This is a genomic window from Bacillus sp. N13C7, from assembly GCF_026790065.1.
Lineage (GTDB): Bacteria > Bacillota > Bacilli > Bacillales > Bacillaceae > Bacillus.
This window is the reverse complement of record NZ_JALAMO010000001.1, coordinates 30634-57294: the sequence shown is the minus strand read 5'-3', so window position 1 is coordinate 57294 and position 26661 is coordinate 30634. Positions and strand designations below refer to the sequence as shown.

Here is a 26661-nt window from a genome sequence, read left to right as displayed (position 1 = left end):
CTTTCAATGGATGTTTATGACGCCCATGTTTAAAAATAGGGCCTATTTCTTACAAAAACGACTTCATGGCCTGAACGATAAGACCAGTCAAAGCTTTAGCGCCTTTAGGAACCAAGTGTACGCCATCTGGGGCGAAATATTCCGGATGCTGAAGAGCTTCTGTATGCCAGTCAACTAACGTAACATTTTGGTGTGCGCTTGCCTGTTGCTGCAAAGATTGATTTACTTTGCTTTCCCATTGGCGGGGAACCCGTGTATTGACAAGGTAGATATGAGCTTTTGAGAAAGATTCAAGCAATTGTTCGATTTGGCTGTTTGTAAAGTAGCCATTGGTACCCAGCTCAATAATGACAGCCTTGTTCGGCTGATTAAATGACTTGTAATCCTGAGTGAGTTCCAGGGCTTGAGACATTTGTCTCCCCACCTTTCCATCAATCGTAACATTTGAAAGGGATTGACGGAGGTATGAGGCAATATCCAGCATGACGGAATCTCCTATAGCCAACACTTCTTTATCAGAGTCTGCGGGTTCTTTCGCCTGTTGAGATTGCATGTCTTTATGCTTAGTAGACTCGTTTCCGAGCTTTTTGTTTTCCTTTTGAGCTTCTTTGGCTTCTGTTGTCTTTTCATCAGGAGCGTCTTCCTTGTCTTTGTCAGCTGCAGTGCTTTTTCTATTGTCAGATGCCTGGCTGGCATCAGCATTCTTTTGTGAACTATACGTCCATTTGGTAGGGTGCTTTTGCTCTCCGGCTAGACCAGACAGTCCTCCCGCAAAAACCATAATAGCGAGAATCATAAAGCCAATTGACATTTTGCTGATGACTGATGTTGTTTTCCATTCTCTTATTCTATGTATAAAGGTACGGCGGAAAAATGATTTAAATCCCTGTGTCCGTACAGGCTTCTCAATAAAATGATAGGAAAGCTCAGCGAGTATAAATGTAACAATGACCTTTAGCACGATATGCCATAAAACAGGGTTTCCGATTTCTTGAACTGGCGTGCTTAACACAATAACAGGATAATGCCAAAGATAAATCCCATAAGACCTCGTTCCAAGCCAACGGAGCGGCTTCCATGAAAGCAGATTGCCTAAAAAGCTGCTCGGATGGCAAACACATGCAATAAGGATGGCGGCAACCATGCTTATCAAAAGCATTCCGCCTCTGTAAAGAAAAGGTTCGTATTCATCTGTGAAATAGACACATAACACTAAAATGCAAAACGCCAAAAATTCAGTGGCGTGCAAAGTGTGCTTCAGTTTGCTTGGCAGCCTGTTGGAAGACAGCCTTTTCATCGGCCATACCAGAGCCAAGGCGCATCCGATGAGAAGTTCAAACGAACGAGTATCTGTGCCGTAGTACACACGGCTCGGATCTCCGCCAGGTTCATATAGTATGCTCATCATCACGGCTGAACAAAGCGCAAGCAAGGATACCGCTGCCGCCAATTTGGCACGGCTTTTGAATATGTACATTCCAACAACCAAGAATATTGGCCATACGATATAAAATTGCTCTTCGATCGCCAGAGACCAAAGATTTTTGAGCGGCGACGGGGAACCGAAACTATCAAAATATGATAATTTATGAAAGATAAACCACCAATTACTCATATAAAAGAGAGAGGAAATGGCATCTCCTCGAACCGTGTGCAATAGTTCCCTGTCAAACAATACAATCCAAATAACAGCAGAAAAGATCATAAGGTAAGCCGCCGGCAGAAGCCGCCGAATACGGCGCACCCAAAAGTCCCGAAAATCAAGGCTGATATCATTTCCATGTGCCGGCAATAGAATGGATGTAATTAAATAGCCGGATAAAACAAAAAAGAGATCAACTCCAATGAAGCCGCCGTTAGCCCAATTGAAGTTTAGATGATAAGCGATAACGGACAGGACGGCAAAAGCCCGAAGGCCATCGAGTCCAGGGATGTATCGGTGATTTTGTGTCTTGTGATACATGGGTATTCCTCCAATTGTGTGCAGATAATCTCGTTGTTTTGATGCAAAGTACGATGTCAAATCGAGAAGAGAGAAAACATCCATGATAGGAGATGGATGTTTTTGAAATTATCGAACATAACGTTCTCCCACGAGCAAGTTTGAAATGACGCTGGTCGGTATTTTAAACTCAGTAACGCCCATATAGCCGGGGGCAACTTCATATTCATCAAAAGAAATCACAAGTTTATGGTCTTCAGTAATATAAAACGTTTGATCAGGAAGAATATGTTTAAATGGTTCTGCATCATCGTCAGTGAGCCAATATATTTTATTTGGATCTTCCTTCATTTGCTGTTTCATTTGTTCTTTGATGTTTTGGCTGATCACGTTGATATAGCGCTCATCCTTGAATAAGCTTTTTAATGTAAGTAAGATATCATTCTCTTTGTCAATCGTGATATAACGGCTCTGTGTGTAAGAAGATGCTTGTGTTTTTTCAATATCACGCCGGATAGAGAGTAAATCTGGTGTGTCTGTTACTGTCTCGTAATCACTATAGATACTGAGATGTCCTTTTTTGTTTTTGGATGTGGCCTGTATAAATTCTTTGTATAGCTGCTTGCTTTCTTTCAAGTATTTCTGGTTAATGCTGTTTTCAAGCTCTTTATTAGAAAGTCCGGACAGTGCAGGTGTTTTGACATCAATGCTCGATTGATCTTTCTCTTCTTTGATCTCGATAAAAGTGATGGCTTTGACAATCTTGCCGATGACAGGGATTCTTGACATCGCTTGAGCTGCGTCTGGGTTGATGTTGACAAGTGCAGTGAATAAAATAGCCGCCGCGACAGCTGCTGATGTCGGCCACATGACGATTCTTTTCTTTTTTGGTTTTTGCTGAAGGGCTTTTTCAACAATGATATCAAGTTCTTTCGGTATCTGAACATTTTTATATTCTTCTCTTAATTGCTGCAATCTCTTATCCATTAGGAAAGATCCTCCTTCGTCAACTGAATGCGCATCAGTTTTAATGCTCTGTAGAGGCGCGTTTTGACGGTATTCGTGTTTTCTCCTGTGATTTCCGCAATTTCTTCTAATTTGAGGTCTTCAAAAAAACGCAAAATAATAATGGTTTTATAGCGGTACGGCAATTCGTCAAGCGCTTCATGGAGATCGGTATCCTTGTAATGGTCTTCCTTTCCTTTGCTTAAAAACTCTATCGTTTCGTCATCCATCACTTTTATCTTTTTTTGTTTGCGTAAAAAATCAATAGCTGTCCGTACTAAAATTTTATAAAACCAGCTTTTTATCGTCTCAGGGTTTCTGACCGATTCAACTGAGCTCAGCGCTTTTTTTATAGATTCCTGAACAATATCTAATGCGTCATCTTGATTTTTCACATAACTGAAAGCCAACCTGTAGAAATCTTGTTTATGATCAGTTATGCATGTGACAAGCAACGCTTTTGTTGTTTGTTTTTTCTTCATTGCAATAAAGGGCTCCTTTTTAAATATACGTATATCATAAGCTGTTGCCTAGGATAGACGCGGCAGGCTGAAAAATAGTTTGCGCAGAATCACATTTTTTTAAAAGGATTGTTAAGAGGAGGGAGGATCGCAAACGTTGCAGAAAGGAATGCATAAAAAAACATGGCTTGTATCAACAAGCCATGTTTTTATACTGCTGCTCTATTCCAGATAATGTTTTTTGAAATCGGAGTGGATAGAAAATTTGCGGCGCAGCTGGATGAGATTTTTCCCAAAGCTTTCTTCTAAAAGCCCTCTATGCTTTTTCAGAATTTCCATGAGATACAGATCGTGAATGATTACTTCGGTAATAGGCATAACCAAACCTACATGCATCGTCCATGCAGCACGGCTGTCTTTGCCAAGAGAGACGATACCTGCTACTACTTCTGAATCATCTCCGCTATAGACAAGCCACCGCCCATCATACTCTTCTGTAATTTCACTGCTCATATCATGAAGGTACACAGTGGCAAAATCAGATGCAATGTCTCCGTACGCAATAATGGTGACAATGACCCCCTTGCTTGCCGCCTGTCTTAGCTCAGATTCTATTTCTTCATAATCCTCTTTCCATATTTCTAACAGTATTCTTTTTTTTGCGGATAGGATACAAGCCTTCACCTTTTCAAGAATTTCACTGCGTCCGGTGATATTCCAGATATTTTCCCGGTCATTAGCGGTCTGCTCGAATTTTTCAAAATATTTCTCAGCTTGGTCAAAATGCTCTTCCGCTTTGAGCCGTCGGTTTTTAATCAGTTCTTTAGCGGGTACAGGGACATACTGAGGCGTATTTCCGTGACTGACAAAGACATCTCCTCTTATGACAAGGTTTTCTAAGACTTCATAAATTTTTGAGCGGGGCACTCCGGAATTTTTGGCGACGGCATAGCCTGTTAAAGGCGATTCTTGCAATAATGCAAGATATGCTTTCGATTCATATTCGGTAAAATTGAGGTTCTTTAAAATGTCTAACATATTTTCCTTCATATATCCTCCAATATAAAGAGCAGTCGCCTGCCTTTGTAATCGCTATTTTAACAAACCATATTGATTTATTCCAAACGTATTGATACACTTTTATAAGTAGTTACTTTCGTAGTCACTATATGCCGAGGGAATTTTTTAAAGGGGGAGAGAACAATGCACAGCTTACTCGCATACATACCGATCGCTGCCATGATGGTTATCATGCCAGGGGCAGATACGATGCTAGTGATGAAAAATACGCTTAGGTATGGCCCGAAGGCCGGTCGCTACAATATTCTAGGGTTAGCAACAGGACTTTCCTTTTGGACGGTTATAGCCATTTTAGGTCTATCGGTGGTGATTGCAAAGTCAGTGATTCTTTTCACAACGATCAAATATTTGGGAGCAGCATACTTAATTTATTTAGGTGTAAAAAGTTTTTTTGCGAAAAGCATGTTTTCTATAGATGACATGCAATCCCAGGCAAACACCATCGTGAATTCTCCAAAACGTTATTATAAAACGTCCTTTATGCAAGGATCTCTTAGTAACATTCTCAATCCTAAAACTGTTTTGGTTTATGTTACAATCATGCCCCAATTTATCAATCTGAAGGGAAATATAAACCAGCAGCTCATTATTTTAGCTTCAATCTTAACTTTATTAGCAGTGTTGTGGTTCCTCTTTCTCGTTTATATTATTGACTATGCAAAAAAATGGATGAAAAACTCGAAGTTCCAGAAAGCTTTTCAAAAAGTAACTGGCATTATATTAGTTGGTTTCGGCATCAAAACTGGTTTGAGTTAATATTCGTAGCCTTTGGGTGTTTGGCCCGCACAAAAAAGACAAGGGAGTGAGTATCCCTTGTCTTTTTTATATTATTTCATTTTATGTTCTCTGCGGGTTTGCACCTTATACAAAATAATCAATAAAACAAACCAGACCGGAGTGACAAACAAAGCAACACGTGTATCATTCGCCAATGCCAATACGACAAGAATGAACGCGAGAAAGGCAAGTGTTAAGTAGTTGGATAATGGGTAAAAAGGCATTTTAAATTTGTTTGCTTTCGCTTCATGCTGTCTTGTTTTTCGATATTTCAAATGGCAAATCACCGTAATGCCCCAAATGAAAATGAAGCATATTGTAGAAACACTTGTAATCAATGTAAAGACTTGCTCCGGCATTATATAATTCAGGCTAACGCCAATCAGGATGGCGATGGTTGAAAAGAACAGTGCATTGCTTGGAACGTTAGACGAAGTCAGTTTCTTCAGTAATCCAGGTGCGTGATGATCCTTTGCGAGAGAATAGACCATGCGGCTTGTGCTGAATAGAGCGCTATTGGCCGCTGATGCAGCTGATGTTAACACAACAAAATTGATCAAACTGGCAGCGGCAACGATGCCTACAGCAGAGAACACTTGGACAAATGGACTTTCATTTGGATTCAAAACATTCCAAGGATAGATGCACATAATGACAAAAAGTGCGCCGACATAAAAGAGTAAAATCCGTGCAGGGATTTGATTGATGGCTTTAGGGATCACTTTCTGGGGATTTTCAGTTTCACCTGCTGTCAGACCAACAAGTTCAATGCCCACAAAAGCAAAGACGACCATCTGGAATGAAAGAATAAATCCATGCCATCCATTTGGAAACATGCCGCCGTGGCTCCAAAGATTAGTGAGGCTGGCTGAGCCGGAAGCTGCGGAAAAACCTTTTGCGATCAAGAAAATACCTGTTACGATAAGAGCCAGTATGGCAATGACCTTAATCAATGCAAACCAAAATTCCAATTCCCCGAAAAGCTTAACGGTGGCAAGATTCATGATCAACAGGATGATCAGCGCAAGAAGACCCGGCAGCCATTGAGGCACAGCGGGAAGCCAATACTGCGTATAAATCCCAACAGCCGTTAAATCAGCCATCGCGAGAGAAATCCAGCAGAACCAGTAGGTCCAGCCCGTGATAAACGCTGCCATGTTCCCTAAATAGTCCCTTACAAAATCAACGAAAGAGTGATATCCCGTATTTGAAAGGAGCAGTTCTCCGAGCGAACGCATAATGAAAAAGCAAAATAAACCGGTAATCAAGTAAGCAAATAAAATGGATGGTCCCGCAAAGTGGATGGATTTACCTGAACCTAAAAATAAACCTGTACCGATTGCACCTCCAATCGCCATTAATTGTATATGCCTGTTTTTAAGGCCTCTAGACAATTTCTGTTGCTGTCCAAAATTGTCTTTGCTAGAATTGCCTGTCAATTTTATTTTCCCCCAATAATAAAAAGATGAATAAAGTTTTATCGGATATTATAACATTTAAAAGAATGCAATGTTTAATTTTTAAATTTAAAAAATAAAAATTCATTTACTTGTTCGTAGCTAGGTCTTAAAATCAGGTGGCTGATACAGACGGAGATGGTGTCACTGATTGTCTCACCCTCCGACGTATTGTCAATGCAGTTGCTGAATCTTGATTGTTTATCTGTAAATTACGATAGCGGACACATTGAGTGTCCGCCATTTTTTGTGTTCAATGGATGTTATGGGCGAGCGAGAATGCATTTTAGGGAATTTGTCCTAATCTATAAGATTCATTTTTGGGTATTCATGATTTTTCCATCATGACCTTTCATAGGAATGATAAACTGTTTACTGATTATTACTTTTGAAGGATGCTGCCTTGAAGAACTGCAAATCTAAAATCCTAATATAAGATGAAAATGTTTCGAAGTAATAAACACATAAGCATAAAGGAAAGTTTGTCAATCTGCTATAGAGACCTTTTTAGAATTGTTTTAATAGATCCTCTCAAGGCTGTCCGCCATAAGGATTCAGAATATTCTTGTTAAGAGCTTATCTACTAAGGACAAAGGATGATAGACGTGAAAAGAATAGATAAAATATACCTTCAGCTCATGCATAATTTTCATGACGCCAGCTTAGATCATCTATTACAAGTACAGGGAAATTCAGCAAAGGAAATAGCTGAGCAGCTGAAAATGGAGCGGTCCAATGTCAGTTTTGAATTGAACAATCTTGTCCGGTCCAAAAAGGTTATCAAAATTAAAACGTTTCCTGTGCGCTACATTCCAGTCGAAATAGCAGAAAGGCTATTCAACAAGAAATGGGATACAGAGATGATGGAAGTGAAAGGATTGGAGCTGTTTTCCGGGGATTCGAAACAGAATCATCAACCTATTTCCACGAATCCTCTAGAACTTATGATTGGGGCAAAAGGCAGTTTGAAGAAAGCAATCTCCCAGGCAAAAGCAGCTGTCTTTTATCCGCCGAACGGTCTGCATATGCTCCTCCTTGGCCCGACAGGTTCCGGTAAATCCCTTTTTGCGAACCGGATTTATCAGTATGCCATTTACGCTGACATTTTGAAGGCGGGTGCGCCGTTTATTACATTTAACTGTGCAGATTACTACAACAATCCCCAGCTATTGCTTTCTCAATTATTCGGACATAAAAAAGGTTCCTTTACAGGTGCCGGTGAGGATAAGGCTGGTTTGGTCGAACAGGCCAATGGGGGCATTCTGTTTATGGATGAAATCCACCGCCTCCCTCCAGAGGGACAAGAAATGCTGTTTTATTTTATTGACAGCGGCTCTTACAACCGGCTGGGAGAATCTGAACATAAACGAACATCGAATGTATTGTTTATTTGCGCTACTACAGAAAATCCAAGTTCTGCCTTGTTAAAAACATTTTTGCGTAGAATCCCAATGACCATTCATATTCCTTCGCTTGAAGAACGATCGCTTAAAGAAAGAGTAGATCTGACGACGTTTTTATTAGGGAAAGAAGCAGAGCGGATTAAAAAAAATTTGAGTGTGCACATAGATGTCTATAATGCGCTGATTCACTCTGCAAAATTTGGGAATGTGGGACAGCTGAAATCAAATGTCCAATTAGTTTGCGCACATGGATTTTTGCATAACCTTGATCGGGATGAGGTGATCGAACTGACTGTTCGGGATTTGCCTGATGAAATCAAGCAAGAATGGATGTCCAGCAGCAAAAACATGCAAAGAAGCAAAGCCATTTCTGAATATGTCAATATTACAACGATCATCTCTCCGATTATAGAAGATGAAACAACAAAAATTGATGAAGATCTCTCCTTTAACTTGTATCATTTGATCGAGGAAAAAGTGAAAACCCTCATGAAAGAAGGGTTATCCAAAAAGGATATTAACCAATACATTTTGACTGATATTCATTTGCATGTCAGAAGTTTTTTTCATCAGCAGGCGTTTCAAAAGGACAGCCTGCTGACATTCGTTGAAGATGACGTGATTCAAATGACAAAACAGTTAAAAGAAATAGCGGAACATGAGCTGGATTGCCCATTTGACCGTAAATTTATTTATTTCTTGAGTATGCATATTGACGCATTTTTAAAGCGAGGAAAACAAATTGATGTTTTAAATACACAGGAGACTGATGAAATCCGTGAGACCCATGTAAAAGAATATCGGGTGGCGATGATTTTTAAAGATAAAATTCAGGAACATTTTAAAGTGGCTGTTCCAGAAATAGAAGTCATCTACTTAACGATGCTGATTCATTCCATCAAATCGTTAAAAGAGAACAAAAGAGTGGGGATTATCGTGGCTGCTCATGGTAACACAACGGCGAGTTCAATGGTTGAAGTCGCGACAGAACTGTTAGGAAGCACGCCGATTGCAGCAGTTGATATGCCGCTTACTGTTTCACCTTCGGACATTATCGAATGCTTAACAGAAAAAATCAAGCAGGTTGACGAAGGCGAAGGTGTTTTAATGCTGGTAGACATGGGGTCACTTGCGATGCTGGAAAGCAAGCTGGAAGAAAAGACAGGCATTACCATCAAAACAATCAGCAATGTTACGACTTCAATGGTGCTGGATGCTGTCAGAAAGGTGAACTATTTAGATTTAAATTTGCATGCGATATATCAATCGGTTACGAAGGATTTTATTCAGTTATGGGATCGGCAGCCAGCGTCATCCGGCAAAAAGAAGGCGTTGGTCTCCATCTGCACGACAGGCAGCGGAACGGCCAAAAAACTGGAAGACATCTTGACAACGATCGTCAACAAGGCCTCAGATACCCCGATTCACATATTGACCGTTTCATCGATTAAATTGGCAAACAGGATAAAAAATATTGAAAAAGAGTATGAGATTCTTGCGACAGTGGGAACGAAAGACCCTAAAATCAATGCTCCGCATGTATCTTTAGAAGTGTTAATTGAAGGGGAGGGGGAGAAGCTGATTCAACAGGCGATTACCCAAGGCAGCTTCCCGCCGAGCAATGGATTAAACGAAGCAAATATCATTGTCAGGGAGCTTTGTGAGGATAGTTTGAAAAAGTACCTTGTCTTCTTGAACCCCCACCATATGATTGACATGTTATTAGAGTGGCTGCAAACCGTTCAAGATGAGCTCGGGGTCATTTTTAATAATGCCGTTTTGATCAAAGTCATTATGCATACATCTTTCGCCTTTGAACGAGTGATTAAGCAGAACCCGATTGCTTTCGAGGAAGAAGAAATCAATGATCAGCTGAAAGAAATGGTGAACGTGACAGAGCGGACATTGGCCCCATATGAACAAAAGCTTGGATTCTGCATAAGTGATGATGAAAAATTATTTATAGCCGCCATATTCGCTGAAGAAATGTATGGCCAGCTGTTTTAAAAACGTTTTTTTCAAGTGAACCTGTATTAAATGGAACGCCATTTTAATACAGGTTTATTTTTTTGATCTCAAGTGTTTCAACAGCGGACTGTCATTGGCTGACATTCAAATGAAAACGCTTAACACAGCTTTGTTGGCACGATCCTTGCATTATAAATGAATGTACAACACAAGGAAAGGAGCAATGGATATGATTTCAGTTATTATCAGCGGTCACGGAGATTTTCCCATAGCACTAAAAGAGTCTTCAGGAATGATATTCGGTGAAGAAAATAATCTGATTGCAGTGCCGTTTTTCAAAGGAGAAGGGATCCAAACGCTGCAAGAAAAATATCATCAGGTTCTCAAAGACATACCGGAAGAAAATGAAGTGCTTTTCTTAGTTGACATTTTTGGAGGAACTCCATATAACGCGGCTGCTTCCTTCATTGCTGAGGGGCAGAGAATGGATATGGCAGCCGGCGTAAACCTGCCGATTCTGCTGGAGGTATTAAGCCTGAGAGAACATCTGACACTCAAAGATTTGCTGAACAACTTAAAAGCAATGAGCCAGCAAAGTTTTCAAGTGTGCAGTGAGCATTTAGAAAAAGTAAAAACAGCCAATCAAGAAACAAGAGAGGATGAATTGTAATGAACATTGTGTTAGCAAGAATTGATGATCGCTTTATTCACGGGCAAATTCTGACAAGATGGATTAAAGTCCATGCGGCAGACCGAATCATCGTAGTCTCTGATGAGGTTGCACAGGACGAAATGAGAAAAACGCTGATCCTTTCTGTTGCGCCTTCAAATGTAAAGGCGAGTGCCGTTTCGGTTTCAAAAATGGCAAAAGCGTTTCATAGTCCGCGCTATGAAGGGGTAACGGCAATGCTCTTGTTTGAAAATCCATCTGATATTGTATCTCTTATCGAAGCTGGCGTGCCGATCAAAACAGTGAACGTCGGGGGAATGCGTTTTGAAAATCATCGCAGGCAAATCACAAAATCAGTCAGCGTCACAGAGCAAGATATAAAGGCATTTGAAACATTAAGTGACCTGGGCGTGAAACTGGAATTGAGGCAGCTGCCTTCAGATGCCAGTGAGGATTTTGTCCAGATTTTACGGAACGTAACAAAATAATCAAGGGGATGAGAAAATGTCTTCATTACAAATTATTTTGTTGTTAATCATTGCAGCAATCACCGGCATCGCAAGTGTATTGGATGAAGGGCAGACACACCGTCCGCTTGTGGCCTGCACGCTAGTCGGCTTGGTGCTCGGGGATTTAAAAACAGGAATCATTCTAGGAGGCACATTGGAGCTGATGGCGCTGGGCTGGATGAACGTCGGCCTTGCCATGGCGCCTGATACAGCGATCGCCTCTGTCATCTCAACCATTTTAGTTATTACCGCAGATCAGGGAATTGGCGAAGGCATTGCCGTCGCTGTTGCTTTGGCAGCGGCGGGTCAGGCGCTGACCATTTTTGTGCGGACGATTACTGTCTTTTTCATTCACCGCGCTGATCGTTATGCAAAAGAAGGGAATATAAAAGGAATTGAAATTATGCATATTACTGCGATGGTGTTTCAAGCACTGCGCGTGATGATACCGACATTAATTGTTGCATTGATCAGTGTCAGCGCTGTTCAGGCGTTCCTGGGCAATATTCCGGACGTCATTACAAAAGGGCTGCAAATAGGCGGCGGCATTATCGTGGTTGTCGGATATGCCATGGTGATCAATATGATGAATATCCCTTACTTAAAGCCATTTTTCTATATCGGTTTCTTATTAGCGGCGTTTACCGATTTCAACTTAGTAGGATTTGGAGCCCTTGGTCTCTGTCTTGCGCTTTTATACCAGCAGGTGATGCAAAGACATAATGCCCACGGAGCAGTCGCCGCAGCTTCAGACGGCGGTCATGTTGCTGTCTATGATGACGATGATGATGACCTTGATGCCTAAACAATGAGGGGTGACGAAAAGATGGAAAAGGAAAAACGATTAACAAAAAAAGAAATTTTCAGCATGTTTATTCGGTCAAATTTTTTGCTCGGCTCTTTTAACTTCGAACGTGTGCAGGCAATGGGATACTGCTATGTCATGATACCGGCAATCAAAAAATTGTACGGTCCCGGAGCAAAAAGGAACGAAGCCTTGCAGCGGCACTTGGAATGGTTTAATACACACCCGTGGCTGACAGCGCCTATATTTGGCGTGACGGCTGCCATGGAAGAAGAAATGGCGAACAATAAAGGAATTGATGGTAAAGCGATAAGCGGAATGAAAATCGGTTTGATGGGCCCGATAGCGGGTGTAGGCGACCCGATTTTCTGGGGGACGATTCGCCCGGTCTTAGCTGCGTTAGGGGCATCTCTTGCGTTAGGAGGAAACATTGCCGGCCCTTTGCTCTTCTTTTTCTTGCTGAACGCCATAAGATTAAGCACAAAATATTACGGATTAAAGTATGGCTATGTGAAAGGAATGGAGATTCTTCAGGATTTAGCGGGGAATCGCATTCAAAAGCTGACAGAGGGCGCTTCGATTCTGGGGTTATTTGTAATGGGAGCCCTCGTTTCAAAATGGACCACAATCAACATTCCAATCGTTGTGTCCAGAATTAAGGATGAAAGCGGAAAAGTGGATGTTCAAACCGTACAAAATGTGTTAGACAGCATTATGCCGGGTGCGCTGCCTCTCGGATTAACGTTATTGGTGGCTTGGATGCTGCGCAAAGGGGTGAATCCTCTTCTCATTATATGCGGCATCTTTATCATCGGGATTCTTGGGTATTGGGCTGGATTCTTAGCATAAGCTGTGTGAAGGAAGAAGAGAGAAACTGCAGCAGTTTTTCTATATAAACCATTCGGATAACAGCGAAACATAGAGAATTGCCAGAAACGGATCAACTGCGCAGCAGTCTCTCTTGAAAGTGTTTTAACATGAAGAGAGGAGTGAAGGAACAAATGAAAAACAGATTTATTCAAGTCATGATCATGTTCACCCTGCTGTTGACTATGGCATTTCCGGCGGATGCAGCCGATTCAAGCTATTATGATGAGGATTACCGCCCTCAATATCACTTCACACCGGAGGCAAACTGGATGAATGACCCAAACGGAATGGTCTATTATGCCGGTGAATATCACTTGTTCTATCAATATCATCCATACGGGCTTCAGTGGGGGCCCATGCATTGGGGGCATGCCGTCAGCAAAGATTTGGTGACATGGGAGCACCTTCCTGTTGCGTTGTATCCGGATGAAAAAGGCACAATCTTTTCTGGAAGCGCGGTTGTAGATAAAAATAACACAAGCGGTTTTCAAACGGGCAAAGAGAAGCCGCTTGTGGCCATTTATACACAAGATCGGGAAGGCCATCAAGTGCAAAGCATTGCCTACAGCAATGACAAAGGAAGAACGTGGACGAAATACGCAGGCAACCCTGTCATTCCGAATCCGGGAAAAAAAGATTTTCGCGATCCAAAAGTCTTTTGGTATGAGAAAGAAAAAAAGTGGGTGATGGTGCTTGCCGCCGGTGACCGAATCCTCATCTATACGTCCAAAAATCTGAAGCAGTGGGCGTATGCAAGTGAATTTGGACAGGGGCAAGGAAGCCATGGGGGAGTATGGGAATGCCCGGATTTGTTTGAGCTTCCGGTAGACGGCAATCCGAATCAAAAAAAATGGGTGATGCAGGTCAGTGTCGGAAACGGAGCGGTTTCGGGAGGATCAGGCATGCAATATTTTGTAGGGGACTTTGATGGAACTCATTTTAAAAATGAAAACCCGTCAGACCAAGTTCTCTGGACGGATTACGGCAAAGACTTTTATGCGGCAGTATCCTGGTCTGATATTCCATCCTCAGACGGCCGGCGGCTGTGGTTAGGGTGGATGAGCAATTGGCAATATGCGAATGATGTTCCAACATCCCCATGGAGAAGTGCAACGTCCATTCCAAGAGAGTTAAAATTGAAAGCGTTTACTGAAGGAGTTAGAGTCGTCCAAACACCAGTAAAAGAGCTGGAAACCATTCGCGAGACATCTAAGAAGTGGAAGAATCTTGCCATATCGCCCGCAAGTCATAATGTGTTGGCAGGGCTATCTGGAGATGCCTATGAAATAAATGCAGAATTCAAAGTAAGCCCTGGTTCAGCTGCTGAATTTGGTTTTAAGGTTCGAACAGGCAGAAATCAATTCACAAAAGTCGGCTATGACCGAAAGAACGCCAAATTATTTGTTGACCGGAGTGAGTCGGGAAACGTCACTTTTAATCCAACCTTTAACACAGGAAACCAATCAGCTCCGTTGAAGCCGGTAAATGGAAAGCTAAAGATGCGCATTTTTGTTGACCGCTCCTCGGTTGAAGTATTTGGAAATGACGGACAGCAGGTCATAACGGATATCATTCTCCCAGACCGATCAAGCAAAGGGCTTGAATTATATGCTGCAAATGGCGGTGTAAAGGTAAAATCTTTAACGATACACCCTTTAAAAAAGGTATGGGGAACGTCACCTTTTATGTCCAATTTGACCGGCTGGACGACTATAAATGGCACATGGGCCGACACAATTGAGGGGAAACAAGGGAGGTCGGACGGTGATTCGTTTATCTTGTCTTCAGCATCCGGGTCAGACTTCACCTATGAATCTGATATCACCATTAAGGATGGAAACGGAAGAGGGGCAGGAGCGCTTATGTTTCGCTCTGACAAAGATGCCAAAAATGGTTATCTAGCCAACGTGGATGCGAAGCATGACCTAGTGAAATTCTTTAAATTTGAGAACGGTGTTGCCTCTGTGATTGCCGAATACAAAACACCGATAGACGTGAATAAAAAGTATCATCTGAAAACTCAGGCTGAGGGCGATCATTTTAATATCTATTTAGATGATCATCTTGTGATTGATGCGAATGATTCCACATTCTCAGAAGGTCAATTTGGCTTGAACGTGTGGGATGCGACTGCTGTCTTTCAGAATGTAAACAAAGAGTCTTGACTTGTATAAAAGGCACAGACCCAACAGTCTGTGCCTTCTCGTTATTTCAACAAATTTAATGATTCGCGGTTAAATGCTTCTAAATCATCAGGTGTTCTGCTTGTTACAATGTTGTGGCTGACAACTACTTCCGCATCTTTGTAGTTAGCACCGGCATTGATTAAATCTTTGCGGATGCTGCGGTAGCCTGTGATATCTTTGCCTTTCAGAAGATCCGTATCAATCAGTACTTGCGGGCCGTGGCAAATAGCGAAAACAGGTTTTTCATTTTCGACAAATGCTTTCGCAAATTCACCCGGACGGTCATCTGCACGAAGCAAGTCCGGAGAGAATCCTCCAGGAATTAAAAGTGCATCAAATTCACTTGCATCCACATCAGAGATGGCTTTGTCGATCTTTACTTTCTCTCCATGCTTACCGGTAACTTCTTTACCAGCTTCCAAATCGATAGCCACGACACTGTAGCCGGCTTCCTCGTATGCCTTTACCGGACTTGTATATTCGATATCTTCGAATTGGTCTGTAACGAGAACTGCGATTTTTTTGCTCATATCAAAAACCTCCTATAATCTCTCTATGCCATAGAATAACAGGTAGGTTAACCGGCCTTCAAAATATTTGCTTGAGGCGATCGTTTTTGTGAGTTTCAGCAATACTAAATCATTTTGCCTTTCTCATACGCCGTAACAATAGCGGAAGGAAGACTTACAATGTGGAAATATCAATGACAAATCGATAACGAACGTCACTTCGGAGGATACGTTGGTATGCCTCGTCTACTTGATCGGCGCGGATCACTTCAATTTTAGGTGCAATGCCATGCTCAGCGGCGAAATCCAGCATCTCTTGAGTTTCTAGAATTCCGCCGACAAGAGAACCTGCAAGGCTGCGGCGGCCCATGATTAAGGAAAACACACTGTATGTGTCCGGCTTGGCGGGTGCTCCCACATTTACAAGTGTTCCGTCTATACGAAGCATTGATAAATAGGCATCAACATCGAGATTCGCCGATACCGTATTTAAGATCACATCAAAACGTCCGGCCAATGCAGTGAATGTTGCTGGGTCACTTGTGGCAAAGTAATGATCTGCCCCAATTTCCAGAGCCTCCTCTTTCTTATTCATGGAGCGGCTCAGGACGGTTACCTCTGCACCCATCGCATGTGCAAATTGAATCGCCAAATGTCCAAGTCCTCCCACTCCTACAATGGCAACCTTTTTGCCAGGCCCCACATTCCAGTGTTTCAGCGGAGAATACGTTGTAATACCTGCACACAATAGCGGACTGGCAACATCCATTTCCAAACGGTCTGGAATTCGGACAACAAATCTATCGGTGACAACGATTTTTTGGCTGTACCCGCCATATGTCGGATTTCCATCGTAGTCCAGTGAGTTATACGTTTGAACAACACCCTTTGTGCAGAACTGTTCCTCGCCGCTGAGACAATATTCGCATTCTCCGCAGGAGTCAACAAAACATCCGACGCCAACACGGTCTCCGACAGCAAACTTCGTTACTTCTGTTCCAACAGCTGTTACAACTCCGGCAATTTCATGTCCGGGCACCATTGGAAAGATGCCGCCGCCCCATTCATCAAATGCACTATGGATATCGGAATGGCAAATACCGCTGAATTGAATATCGATTAAGACGTCATGCGGCCGTAATTCTCTTCGCTCAATCGTTGTTTGCTCAAATTTGGCTTTTGCATGTGATACGCTTAATACACGGGTTTGATGTTGATTACACATATGAACCTATCCTTTCTTCATCATAAGTGCTGTGAAAAACATGCACTTATTTATGTTTTATGGTGTCTTCAACATAACCATAAACGTTAAAGTCCGCTTTAAGGCAAGGTTTTTTTATTTTACATCTGATAGATGTTCGGCTTGACTGCAATACAACACATTTTTATAAAGTATGATACAGCTCATCATGAACAGGCTCTAACCAATCCGTTTCCCCCGGCGTAATGGCTAAGTGCACAAACCAGCTGTCTTTTGTCGCGCCGTGCCAATGTTTTACATGGGGCGGAATATTTATGACATCTCCGGTTGTGAGTAATTGGGCTGGTTTTCCTTCTTCTTGATACCAGCCTTCACCGCCAGTTACTAACAAAACTTGCCCGATTTTATGAGAATGCCAGTAATTGCGCGCTCCCGGAGCAAAAGTGACATTCCCGATGGAAGCATTAAGCGGCGTCTCATCTGTAAATAACATTTGTAAATAAGCATCCCCGGTAAAGTTCGCTTCAACTTTTTCACCTAACGGAAAGATTGTGCTGTTACTTAATTGATCAGATGTCATATATTGACCTGCTCTCTTTTCATCTTTAAGGATGTCTTTTGCGATATGAAATGCTGACCAAGCTTTGGGCCAGCCGGCGTAAAACGAGAGATGGGTGATGATTTCTGCAATTTCCTCTTTTATTAATCCGTTTTCCTTCGCTTTTTGAAGGTGAGTAGTTAATTGTTCGAAGTTTCCTCCAGCAAGTAACGCGGAAACTGTAATCATGCTGCGATCGCGTGGAGACAGTTCTTCCTCCCTTGCCCAAATCTCACCGAACAGAACATCATCGTTTAGCTCTGCAAACTTAGGTGCGAATTCTCCTAATAGATCTCGTCCTGCAGTTTGTTTTTTTGCCATTTAGTAATCCCTCCATCTAAACTGTTTAGTGCATGGAGAAGTATAGAGCTTAAAGTGTGCTTTAAGGCAAGCACTGGATTTGCGAAAAAGACTCTGCATTCCGCTTGACTTAAAGTTAACTTTAAGTGTTACCTTCAAAACATGCAGGACAGAGAGGGGAAGAGTATGAATATTGCGCAGGTGGCAAAGCAGTTTGGACTGACAGCGGCAACACTCAGATATTATGAACGTATCGGTTTGATTCCGCCGGTAAAACGAAAAGAAAGCGGCATTCGCGATTATGATGAAGAAGATATTAAATGGATTGAATTCATTAAATGCATGCGAAATGCAGGCCTATCGATAGAAGCGTTAATTGAATATACAACGTTATTTACTGAAGGAGACCGTACGGTAGAAGCCCGCAAAAATATCCTGGCTGATGAAAGACAGCGACTGATAGAGAAGCGGAAAGAAATTGATGAAACAATTAAAAGATTGGATAAAAAAATTGAGGATTATGATGGGAAATTGCGTGAAAATGAGGAACAGCTCAAAAGCAGGCCTAAAACGGAAAGTCTTCACAGATAAAGGTGCAAGAAAGCATTCTTTACGTCTGAAGAGGGCAAGTTAAAATAATAGATTTAGTTTCAAACAGTTTCCCCCATCAAAAAATCATGCATAAAAAGAGGTGGATACGATTTCTTATTCGATTGGAGAATTTGCAAATATCATCGGTGTGACAACAAGTACCCTAAGGTATTATGAAAAGGAAGGGCTTCTGACTCCTCATCGCAATGAGAATAATATCCGGGAATTTACGGATCGTGATATCGGCTGGATGCATTTTTTGCTCCATTTGAAAGATTCAGGAATGTCGATGGCAGAGCTAAAACAATATACAACATGGCGGTGCAATGGGTGATGAAACCATACATGATAGGATGCATTTAACTTGAAAAGCGCAAGCACATGGCAGAATTAGAAATCCAAGCTTTACAGCGAAACCTGGATGTTTTAAACCGTAAAATAGAATTCTATAAGGACCAGATAAAGGGGGATCAGGGTTTGTCCTATATCCAAATGAAGAGCAAAAGTCATCAAAATATTGTCTTAAGGCTGAAGGGATTTTTAAAAATGAAAATTCCCCTTCAGCCTTTATTGTTTAAGTTACATTTATAATCTAAATTCACTTTTGCAATGGCAGCATAGTTTGTAAAAAGATAAACCCTATTCCCTTGGAGATGGAGAAGCGTTGATTATTTCGCCAGATTTTCCTCTCAGCCGCTTAATATCTTCTTTAGGCGGAAAACCAAACAGGCGGGAGTATTCACGGCTGAATTGTGAAGGGCTTTCATAGCCGACCTGGAAAGCAGCATCTGCGGCATCTGTTGACTCCGTTAATAACAGGCGTCTGGCTTCCTGCAGCCTCAGCTGTTTTTGGAACTGAATCGGGCTCATAGCCGTCACAGCTTTAAAGTGCCTGTGCAGGGAGGAAACACTCATATTCGCTATATCTGCAAGCTCCTCAGTTCGGAGGGGGCGGTCAAATTCCCTCATGATGTATTCGATGACATCTTTGATTCGATAGGTATAGCTCCCCTCAATCGCAATTTGCTCCAGGGTGTGTCCATGCGGCCCTTGCAGAACCCTATAGAGAATTTCCTTTATAAATATAGGGGCAAGTACCGGGATGTCTTTCGGGGAGTCTAGCAAAGAGGCCAACCTGACGACTGCATCCAGCAAAGCTGGCTCTATTTTACTGACAAACATAGCCCTCTTCGTGTCTTTTTGCGGGGCTGTTTGAAAATCATCATCACTTAAAACCTCTAAGACTTGGCTTGGCGTAAATTCAAGTTTAAGAGCCAAATAAGGTTCATCAGATGAGGCTTTGATTACTTGTCCGGCAACCGGCAAGTTAACAGATGCGACAAGGTAATCAGCAGGACTGTACCTCATGCGCTCCTTGGCAAGCAATACTTCTTTTTCACCTTGAACGATCACACAAAATGATGGCTTATAAACGCTATAAACCGGCTCGGAAACATGAGATTCACTGATGAAAAATAAAGAAGGAACAGCAGTTTTGTGAACACCGTTCAGGCCAGAATAACGTTCGATGAGTTTGGCAAGCTCTTCCTGTTGTTGAACGATTCGCTCAGACATATGTCATTCTCCTTCACTTGATATTTTTCATTATAATGCTTGTTTGCAAGTGGTGTCATTGACTGTGAGAGGATTAGGCAATCATTTGATACAAATGGGATAACGCCTGCTTTTGCATTCATTGCATAATGAGAAGCAGATAGGAGGGGACTGGAAGAAATGGATTATGTAAAACTTGGACATTCCGGTTTAGATGTCTCTAGGCTTTGTCTGGGGTGTATGGGCTTTGGTGCAGCAGAAAAGTGGGTTCATCAATGGGTACTTGATGAAGAAAAGAGCCGCCCCATTATCAAAAAAGCGCTTGAACTAGGCATCAATTTTTTTGATACGGCGAATGTGTATTCAATGGGAACAAGTGAAGAAATACTTGGCAGAGCATTGAAGGATTATGCCAATCGAGATGAAATTGTCCTTGCGACGAAGGTCCATCAGCGAATGCAGGAAGGCCCAAATGGAGCCGGCCTCTCACGAAAGGCGATCATGAGTGAGATAGATAAAAGCCTTAAGAGATTGAGAACCGATTATGTAGACCTGTACATCATTCATCGCTGGGATTACGATACACCTATTGAAGAGACGATGGAGGCATTGCATGATGTAGTGAAGGCCGGGAAGGCAAGGTATATTGGCGCTTCTGCGATGTATGCGTGGCAATTCCAGAAAGCATTGCATGTTGCAGAGACCCATGGCTGGGCCAAATTTGTGTCGATGCAGAATCACTTAAACTTGATATACCGTGAAGAAGAGAGGGAAATGCTGCCGCTTTGCAAAGAAGAAAAAATTGGAGTGACTCCTTACAGCCCGCTCGCATCTGGGAGGCTGACGCGTGATTGGTCCGAAACCACACACCGCTCGGAAACCGATCAAATCCAGAAATCAAAATACGATGCGACTGCTGAGGCTGACAGGCTGGTCGTGGAACGGCTTTTTGCCCTTGCAGAAAAACACGGGGTGCCCCGAACCCATATTGCGCTTGCTTGGCTGCTGCAGAAGGAACCAGTTACAGCGCCTATTATTGGTGCTACGAAAATGTCCCATCTCGAAGATGCTGTCAGAGCCCTATCTGTTAAGTTAACATCTGAAGAAATCGCGCTTCTGGAAGAACCATATGTACCCCATCCGATAGTCGGCCACCAATAAATGCCGTTACTATGGGGATAAGGAGCAGGAAGCATGGCTGAAAAACAGTACACAATGATTGCAAGTACAGGTTTTGCCCGAGCAGCAGCCTTGCTGGTTCGCGCAGCCTGCAAGTTTCATTCTCACGTATTTCTTGTCCATCAGGAGAAATGTGTTAATCTGAAAAATCCGCCCAAGTCTCTTATTGATGTGATGTCATTAAGCATTACACCTGGTACTCCCATACAAATCAGAGCTGAAGGGATTGACGAGGAACAGGCTTTGCAAGCGATTGAAGACCAGTTGGGAAAAAGCGGGTTCATAAAGACCTCATAAATCGGGAGAGAAGGAGAAGCGGAAGAAACCCAAAGTACGCTTCCTCATTGCCGCTCTCATTTCTATTCAGCTTTTTCTTTTAACATACAGAAGCTGAGGAACAGTTATGGTCAATCAAAGCTGTTCCTCAGCAAATCAATCATTGTCTATTAAAGGGTTGGCAATTGGATCGCCGTATCAATATTTTGTAAATTCAGCTTGACTTGTTCGTCTGTATTCCAAGGATGGTACCAGCCTTTTTCCATCATGTAGCTTGAGATTTGTTCATGCATATCAAGGGCTTCCTCTAAATGACGGATAAGGATCTCTTTCACTTCAGGCGTTCCCGCTTCCGTTGCGGCCATGGCATAATTTCTGACTCCGTTTTTTGCTGCAATCAATAAGTCCATAGCGATGATTTGGTCTGTCAGAACATTCATGCCGGTCAGATATTCAACGATAGGATTCATTATTCAATCAACTCCTCATTCATGCTTTGCATTCGATAAAATAGAGGCAAATTCCTGCAGCTGTCGTGTGGTGATGTCAACGTCTTGCTGCATGATTGCTTTAAGCTTCGGGTCAGATACCAGCGCTTTCATTGTTTTGGATTTCGTTAAACAAAGTGTCTTAAATGCAGTCATTTCTTGGACCTCAAGCACTTCATGTAAGGCATATTCCATTTCAGCACCTCCGTTTTTTTAAGGTTTTAACACAACTTTGATACAATCATCCATTTTGGCATCAAAAATATCATAGCCATGCTTGGCCTCGCTGAGCGGCAGGACATGGCTTACCACATCTCCCGGATCAATTTTACCGGTTGACACTAACTCAAACATGTATGGCATATAGTGGATCACCGGAGCTTGTCCAGAGCGTATGTTGATGTTTCGCTGCATGATATCACCTAATGGGAAACCGTTATATCGGCCGCCATACACACCTGTAATTTGTATGGTTCCTCCCTTGCGAACAGCCTGGGAGGCAATGACCAATGCACTCATCGATCCGCCATGAAGCTTTAATCCGCTGGCAAGGAACTCGAGGTCGCTCATCTTCCCATCCATTCCAACAGCGTCAATGACTACATCCGCTCCGCCTTTGGTGATTTCCTTCAAGTAACTTCCTGTATTCTCATGGTCTTCAAAATTAACGATTTCTACTTTGTTTGTTCGTTTGGCATGCAGTAAGCGATAGTTTACATAGTCAACTGCTATGACGCGTTTTGCGCCTTTTAGCCAACAAAACTTTTGAGCAAACAGGCCGACTGGTCCGCAGCCGAGAACAATAACTGTATCTCCGTCTTTTACCCCGGCATTGTCAACACTCCAAAAGCCGGTGGTCATGGCATCGGCAATCACGCTTAATTTCTCATCGGGTTCCTCACAGGTTTCAGGAATTTTAAAATGGGTAAAATTTGCAAATGGCACTCTCAAATATTCTGCTTGTCCGCCTGGATAACCGCCGGTATGCCCTGAATAGCCGAAATAGGCGCCCATTTCTCCATTATCATTAGATTGATCACATTGGCTTTCCAGTTGGTTTTTACAAAAAAAGCATTCACCGCAGGCAATCGTAAAAGGAATAATGACGCGGTCACCTTTTTTTACTTTTGTAACTCCCGGCCCAACTTCTTCAACGATTCCCATCGGTTCATGGCCGATGACATAGTCTTCATGAAGATTAGGAATCAATCCATGGATTAGATGTAAATCTGATCCGCAAATGGCTGTACTGGTGACTTTTATAATCATGTCATCGGACTTTTCAATCTTTGGATCTGGCACATCTTTGACAACAACATTTTTAATGCCTTGATACGTTACTGCCTTCATGCTGTAAAACCTCCAGTGTTAGTGTTCATCAGGTGTCCGGTCAAACATCCCTTTTCGATTGGTTTCATCAGGAAAGAGGTTCATGTTGCCGACCATGACCGTGTTTTTTGCAGAAAGCTGATCCAGCTTATACTGTTCGCTAAGTTCATAGGGATGGAACCACTTTTTGCTGATCATCAGTTCCGTAATCTCTTGGTGCAACGCAATTCCTTGCATCAGCTGTTTCCGCAGCAGTGCTCTTACATCTGGTGAAGCGGTTTCTGTCAAAGCTACAGCAGTATTCCTTACGCCTTCCTTAGCTCGTATAAGAAAATCCATCGCGAATGTAGTGTCTGCTAGTTCAGGCACATTCAGCGAATTAATGGGGTCTAAATGATCATTATTCAAAGGGGCTTACCTTCCTTTCAATTGATGATTGGCGTTGGGCGGCTTTGAGGGACAGGGGCCTGAAACGGCGCACGCTCATAAACCGCTTGTAATTCAGTAAGGTCTTGAATGGACTGCTGCACATCTTTTTGCATTAAGTCCTTAAGGTCTTGGTCAAACACAAGTCCTTGCATTAACTTTGATTTCGCTATACAAAGTGTTTTAAAGTTCACGATTTCATGTAAGTCAACAGCCTCGTGAGCCGCTAATGTTTGATGATCCATATTGATGTAACCTCCTTTTATCAACGTTACATTTCCCGAAATGAAGTTGAAGCATACAGAAAATACACTCGGTATCATTTTTTGTTTTAAGAATCGCTGTTTATGCTCGTTCTTATGACTTGGACTAAACTGCACTTAAATCTGAAATAAGGGTGAAGTATGGAAATTTATTTATGGAAACTTGACATAGTGCTGTCAGGTTTCTTTGGTATCATTAAATTGGATGACCAGTAAAAGTATGGTTTTATAGGAGGCACTCGATATGAAGCTGTTACAAATTAGACTGTTGGTGAATGATTTTAAGAAAAGCGTCGAGTTTTACAAAGATTCATTAGGACTTCCAATAAGTTGGTTAGAGAATGAAATGGAATATGCACTCTTTGATAATGGGGAAACGAAAATAGAGCTTTTATCTCGAGAAACGATGGCAGAAATCGTTGGAGAGGGAAAAAAATCGTTGGAAGGAGAAGCTCAATCAAAATTTTTGCTTCAGTTTAAGGTAGAAGATGTTGATAAAACGTATGACGATTTACACAAAAAAGGAGTTAAATGTGTGAATAAACCGCATGATCGCAAGGAATGGAGTGCCCGAGTTGCTCACTTCAGAGATCCAGATCATAACCTGATTGAAATATATAAAATGTTATGATTTTTCGACTCGCAAAATCATAGAATAACGTTTGATAACGTACCTTATCATTTTTTTATACGCCCTGATAAAAGAAAGCAAAGTCATAATAGGTTTCGGACACTGAACTTGCAGCATTTACGCTGATTTGTATGGTGTCCGTTTTTGATGACTAAACAAATGATTAAGAGCCAAATGTAACATACCATCAATATAAGCCTGACTACCATTTATTTTGTATCCTTAATTGTCGAAAACATAGGAACAATTCCACTTTTGAAAGATCTGGTTTATGGTACATTGATAAATATATGGGAGGGGAGGGGGCATGGTATCGGAAAGTAAATCCTTAACTGGATGTAAGAAAGTCAAACGTACGGCATTTATAAGGGGAGGGTATAAGGTGAATAAGCTAAAGAGGCTAAGTATGCTAACGGTGATGATTGCATCTTTGTTCATTTTTTCTAGCCATGCACTTGCAGCTCAGTATTATACGGTTTCAACAAGCAGCGGTGCGCCTGTCAATATGCGCAGCGGCCCAGGTACAAGTTGGGGAATTGTAACGACCATTCCGAGCGGAACCCGCATCCCGATCTATTGCTACAAAACCGGTACAACTGTAACTGGAAAGTATGGAACGAGTAATATTTGGAATTACACAGAGCGGACGCTTGCCAGCGGGGAGATCGTTCCTGGATTTGTCTCTGATACATATATGTATACAGGCTCAGACGGTCCGGTTGTTCCTAAATGCAGCTGGTAGCATTGTTCTATTGATTCCTAAAATGAAGAAATTGAAGAAAGAGGGATGACATTGACTAAACTGAAAAAGCTCAGTATGTTAACCGTTATGATTGCATCATTATTCATTTTTTCCAGTCAAGCGCTTGCCGTTCAGTACTTTACTATCTCAACAAGCAGCGGTGCGCCTGTTAATATGCGCAGCGGTCCAGGTACAAACTATCCTATTATGCTTTCCATCCCTAGCGGCTCGCGTGTACCTTACTACTGTTACGCTTATGGAACGACTGTTACCGGGAAGTATGGAACGAGTAATATTTGGGATCAGATCCAGTGGAAAGATTCCCGGGGTGTCGTGAATATTGGATATGTTTCTGACACATATGTCTACACAGGCTCAGACGGCCCGGTCGGTTACAAATGCAATTAGCTTCGGATCAAAAGTCAAATTGATATAACCAGCCCTCTCTTAGACGGCCTGCCTGAAGAAACCATACCAAGTATGAGCGGTATGGTTTTTTATGTCGATATACTTGGATTCTCCAGAACGCCTGAAAGTTAAATAAGTAGATCAAGGAGAGAAGAAAAAAATGGATTTCTGGAAGAAAGCAGCGATTTTATCACTTGTTTTCACCATGCTTGTTAGCCTGATGATGAGTGAAACAGTTTTTGCGGCGGGACTGAATAAGGATCAAAAGCGCCGGGCGGAACAGCTGACCAGTATTTTTAAAAACGGCACAACGGAGATCCAATACGGATATGTGGAGCCATTGGATGATGGAAGAGGCTATACATGCGGACGGGCAGGCTTTACAACGGCTGCCGGGGATGCATTGGAAGTAGTGGAAGTATACACAAAGGCGGTACCGAATAACAAACTGAAAAAGTACCTGCCTGAATTGCGCCGTCTGGCCAAGGAAGAAAGTGATGACATCAGCAATCTCAAGGGCTTTGCTTCTGCTTGGCGTTCGCTTGGAAATGATAAAGATTTCCGTGCTGCCCAAGACAAGGTTAATGACCGCTTGTATTATCAGCCTGCCATGAAACGATAAGACAATGCCGGGCTGTAAACGGCATTGGCAAGAGCTGTGATGTACGATACAGTCATCCAGCATGGCGATGGTGATGACCCAGACTCTTTTTATGCCTTGATCAAACGCACGAACAAAAAAGCGGGGGGCTCACCTAAAGACGGAATTGATGAGAAGAAATGGTTACATAAATTCCTGGATGTGCGCTATGACGACCTGATGAATCCAGCAGACCCTGACACCCGTGATGAGTGGAGAGAGTCGGTTGCCCGTGTGGACGTGCTTCGCTCTATCGCTAAGGAGAACAGCTACAATCTAAACGGACCGATTCACGTCGTTCAAAGGAATACGGTAATTTTGTAATCAATTAAGCAGAGAGTGAAAAGAAACCGCTACAGATGAACTAAATCTAAAAGATACCAAAGATGT

27 protein-coding genes and 3 pseudogenes are annotated in these 26661 nt (G+C 42.3%); 15 read left to right on the top strand and 15 right to left on the bottom strand.

Annotated features, from left to right (window positions below):
* Positions 1-49: 49 nt before the first annotated feature.
* From MOB98_RS00310 to MOB98_RS00295, 4 genes are all read right to left on the bottom strand, one after another.
* Positions 50-1963, bottom strand: coding sequence for an acyltransferase family protein (locus MOB98_RS00310; RefSeq protein WP_268367079.1), 1914 nt, complete (start codon positions 1961-1963; stop codon positions 50-52).
* 108 nt (positions 1964-2071) lie between these two features.
* The gene (gene rsiV / locus MOB98_RS00305) at positions 2072-2929 is read right to left on the bottom strand and encodes an anti-sigma-V factor RsiV (RefSeq protein ID WP_268358294.1); all 858 of its coding nucleotides are present in this window, start codon (positions 2927-2929) and stop codon (positions 2072-2074) included.
* Positions 2929-3429: an RNA polymerase sigma factor SigV gene (gene sigV, locus MOB98_RS00300; RefSeq protein ID WP_268358293.1), complete on the bottom strand. Its 501-nt coding sequence runs from the start codon at positions 3427-3429 to the stop codon at positions 2929-2931. Before sigV ends, rsiV begins: the two co-directional genes overlap by 1 nt.
* 201 nt (positions 3430-3630) lie before the next feature.
* Positions 3631-4458 carry a TrmB family transcriptional regulator gene (locus tag MOB98_RS00295; protein ID WP_268358292.1) on the bottom strand — a complete coding sequence of 276 codons (828 nt, stop codon included), beginning with the start codon at positions 4456-4458 and terminating at the stop codon, positions 3631-3633.
* 153 nt (positions 4459-4611) lie between these two features.
* Between MOB98_RS00295 and MOB98_RS00290 the strand changes: the two genes are divergently transcribed.
* A complete protein-coding gene (locus tag MOB98_RS00290) occupies positions 4612-5244 on the top strand; it encodes a LysE family transporter (RefSeq protein WP_268358291.1) in 633 nt (210 codons plus the stop codon).
* A gap of 71 nt (positions 5245-5315) precedes the next feature.
* Here the strand turns inward: MOB98_RS00290 and MOB98_RS00285 are convergent, their stop codons facing one another.
* Positions 5316-6704, bottom strand: coding sequence for an amino acid permease (locus MOB98_RS00285; RefSeq protein ID WP_268358288.1), 1389 nt, complete (start codon positions 6702-6704; stop codon positions 5316-5318).
* A 623-nt stretch (positions 6705-7327) separates the two neighbouring features.
* Here MOB98_RS00285 and levR point away from each other — a divergent pair.
* From levR to sacC, 6 genes are all read left to right on the top strand, one after another.
* A complete protein-coding gene (gene levR, locus MOB98_RS00280) occupies positions 7328-10132 on the top strand; it encodes a transcriptional regulator LevR (protein ID WP_268358286.1) in 2805 nt (934 codons plus the stop codon).
* A 190-nt stretch (positions 10133-10322) separates the two neighbouring features.
* Positions 10323-10763 carry a PTS fructose transporter subunit IIA gene (gene levD, locus MOB98_RS00275; RefSeq protein ID WP_268358285.1) on the top strand — a complete coding sequence of 147 codons (441 nt, stop codon included), beginning with the start codon at positions 10323-10325 and terminating at the stop codon, positions 10761-10763.
* Complete coding sequence (levE, locus tag MOB98_RS00270; protein ID WP_268358283.1) at positions 10763-11251, top strand: PTS fructose transporter subunit IIB; 489 nt, start codon at positions 10763-10765, stop codon at positions 11249-11251. Before levD ends, levE begins: the two co-directional genes overlap by 1 nt.
* A 16-nt stretch (positions 11252-11267) precedes the next feature.
* Positions 11268-12077, top strand: a complete 810-nt coding sequence (gene levF, locus MOB98_RS00265; RefSeq protein ID WP_268358282.1) for a PTS fructose transporter subunit IIC — start codon at positions 11268-11270, stop codon at positions 12075-12077.
* A 21-nt stretch (positions 12078-12098) separates the two neighbouring features.
* Positions 12099-12926 (top strand): PTS fructose transporter subunit IID, encoded by an 828-nt coding sequence (gene levG, locus MOB98_RS00260; protein WP_014114571.1) that lies wholly within the window; start codon positions 12099-12101, stop codon positions 12924-12926.
* A gap of 152 nt (positions 12927-13078) precedes the next feature.
* A complete protein-coding gene (gene sacC, locus MOB98_RS00255; protein WP_268358280.1) occupies positions 13079-15112 on the top strand; it encodes a levanase in 2034 nt (677 codons plus the stop codon).
* A 41-nt stretch (positions 15113-15153) separates the two neighbouring features.
* Here sacC and yraA read toward each other — a convergent pair whose 3' ends face one another.
* From yraA to MOB98_RS00235, 4 genes and pseudogenes are all read right to left on the bottom strand, one after another.
* A complete protein-coding gene (gene yraA, locus MOB98_RS00250; protein ID WP_268358278.1) occupies positions 15154-15663 on the bottom strand; it encodes a cysteine protease YraA in 510 nt (169 codons plus the stop codon).
* 154 nt (positions 15664-15817) lie between these two features.
* Positions 15818-16867, bottom strand: a complete 1050-nt coding sequence (adhA, locus tag MOB98_RS00245; protein ID WP_268358276.1) for a formaldehyde dehydrogenase AdhA — start codon at positions 16865-16867, stop codon at positions 15818-15820.
* A 163-nt stretch (positions 16868-17030) separates the two neighbouring features.
* Positions 17031-17426, bottom strand: coding sequence for a cupin domain-containing protein (locus MOB98_RS00240; protein WP_268358308.1), 396 nt, complete (start codon positions 17424-17426; stop codon positions 17031-17033).
* A gap of 45 nt (positions 17427-17471) precedes the next feature.
* A pseudogene (locus MOB98_RS00235) lies at positions 17472-17765 on the bottom strand (carboxymuconolactone decarboxylase family protein); the annotation flags it as partial.
* A 165-nt stretch (positions 17766-17930) separates the two neighbouring features.
* On the opposite strand from MOB98_RS00235, the gene adhR reads away from it, so the two are divergent.
* Positions 17931-18335, top strand: a complete 405-nt coding sequence (adhR, locus tag MOB98_RS00230) for an aldehyde stress transcriptional regulator AdhR (protein WP_268358274.1) — start codon at positions 17931-17933, stop codon at positions 18333-18335.
* Positions 18336-18444: 109 nt separating this feature from the next.
* Positions 18445-18800, top strand: a pseudogene (locus MOB98_RS00225) (MerR family transcriptional regulator); the annotation flags it as partial.
* A 174-nt stretch (positions 18801-18974) separates the two neighbouring features.
* On the opposite strand, the gene MOB98_RS00220 reads toward MOB98_RS00225, so the two are convergent.
* Entirely contained in the window at positions 18975-19910 is a 936-nt protein-coding gene (locus MOB98_RS00220) for an AraC family transcriptional regulator (RefSeq protein ID WP_268358272.1), read from the bottom strand.
* A 159-nt stretch (positions 19911-20069) separates the two neighbouring features.
* Between MOB98_RS00220 and MOB98_RS00215 the strand changes: the two genes are divergently transcribed.
* Both MOB98_RS00215 and MOB98_RS00210 read left to right on the top strand, forming a co-directional pair.
* Positions 20070-21050 carry an aldo/keto reductase gene (locus MOB98_RS00215; protein WP_268358270.1) on the top strand — a complete coding sequence of 327 codons (981 nt, stop codon included), beginning with the start codon at positions 20070-20072 and terminating at the stop codon, positions 21048-21050.
* 33 nt (positions 21051-21083) lie between these two features.
* Complete coding sequence (locus MOB98_RS00210) at positions 21084-21365, top strand: HPr family phosphocarrier protein (RefSeq protein WP_268358268.1); 282 nt, start codon at positions 21084-21086, stop codon at positions 21363-21365.
* Between the two features lie 149 nt (positions 21366-21514).
* Here the strand turns inward: MOB98_RS00210 and MOB98_RS00205 are convergent, their stop codons facing one another.
* The 5 genes from MOB98_RS00205 to MOB98_RS00185 are packed head-to-tail and all read right to left on the bottom strand — an operon-like array spanning position 21515 to position 23832.
* Positions 21515-21814 (bottom strand): spore coat protein, encoded by a 300-nt coding sequence (locus tag MOB98_RS00205; RefSeq protein WP_268358266.1) that lies wholly within the window; start codon positions 21812-21814, stop codon positions 21515-21517.
* A gap of 15 nt (positions 21815-21829) precedes the next feature.
* Entirely contained in the window at positions 21830-22027 is a 198-nt protein-coding gene (locus MOB98_RS00200; RefSeq protein ID WP_003237284.1) for a hypothetical protein, read from the bottom strand.
* Between the two features lie 18 nt (positions 22028-22045).
* Positions 22046-23182 (bottom strand): zinc-dependent alcohol dehydrogenase, encoded by a 1137-nt coding sequence (locus tag MOB98_RS00195; protein WP_268358263.1) that lies wholly within the window; start codon positions 23180-23182, stop codon positions 22046-22048.
* A gap of 18 nt (positions 23183-23200) precedes the next feature.
* Positions 23201-23569 carry a spore coat protein gene (locus MOB98_RS00190; protein WP_268358261.1) on the bottom strand — a complete coding sequence of 123 codons (369 nt, stop codon included), beginning with the start codon at positions 23567-23569 and terminating at the stop codon, positions 23201-23203.
* A 17-nt stretch (positions 23570-23586) separates the two neighbouring features.
* Complete coding sequence (locus tag MOB98_RS00185; protein WP_268358259.1) at positions 23587-23832, bottom strand: spore gernimation protein GerQ; 246 nt, start codon at positions 23830-23832, stop codon at positions 23587-23589.
* A 262-nt stretch (positions 23833-24094) separates the two neighbouring features.
* Between MOB98_RS00185 and MOB98_RS00180 the strand changes: the two genes are divergently transcribed.
* From MOB98_RS00180 to csn, 4 genes and pseudogenes are all read left to right on the top strand, one after another.
* Complete coding sequence (locus tag MOB98_RS00180; protein ID WP_014477468.1) at positions 24095-24481, top strand: VOC family protein; 387 nt, start codon at positions 24095-24097, stop codon at positions 24479-24481.
* 382 nt (positions 24482-24863) lie between these two features.
* On the top strand, positions 24864-25223 hold the full coding sequence (locus MOB98_RS00175) for an SH3 domain-containing protein (protein WP_119899611.1): 360 nt from the start codon (positions 24864-24866) through the stop codon (positions 25221-25223).
* A 51-nt stretch (positions 25224-25274) separates the two neighbouring features.
* Positions 25275-25631 (top strand): SH3 domain-containing protein, encoded by a 357-nt coding sequence (locus MOB98_RS00170; protein WP_268358257.1) that lies wholly within the window; start codon positions 25275-25277, stop codon positions 25629-25631.
* A 160-nt stretch (positions 25632-25791) separates the two neighbouring features.
* Positions 25792-26603: pseudogene (csn, locus tag MOB98_RS00165) on the top strand (chitosanase).
* Positions 26604-26661: the final 58 nt, after the last annotated feature.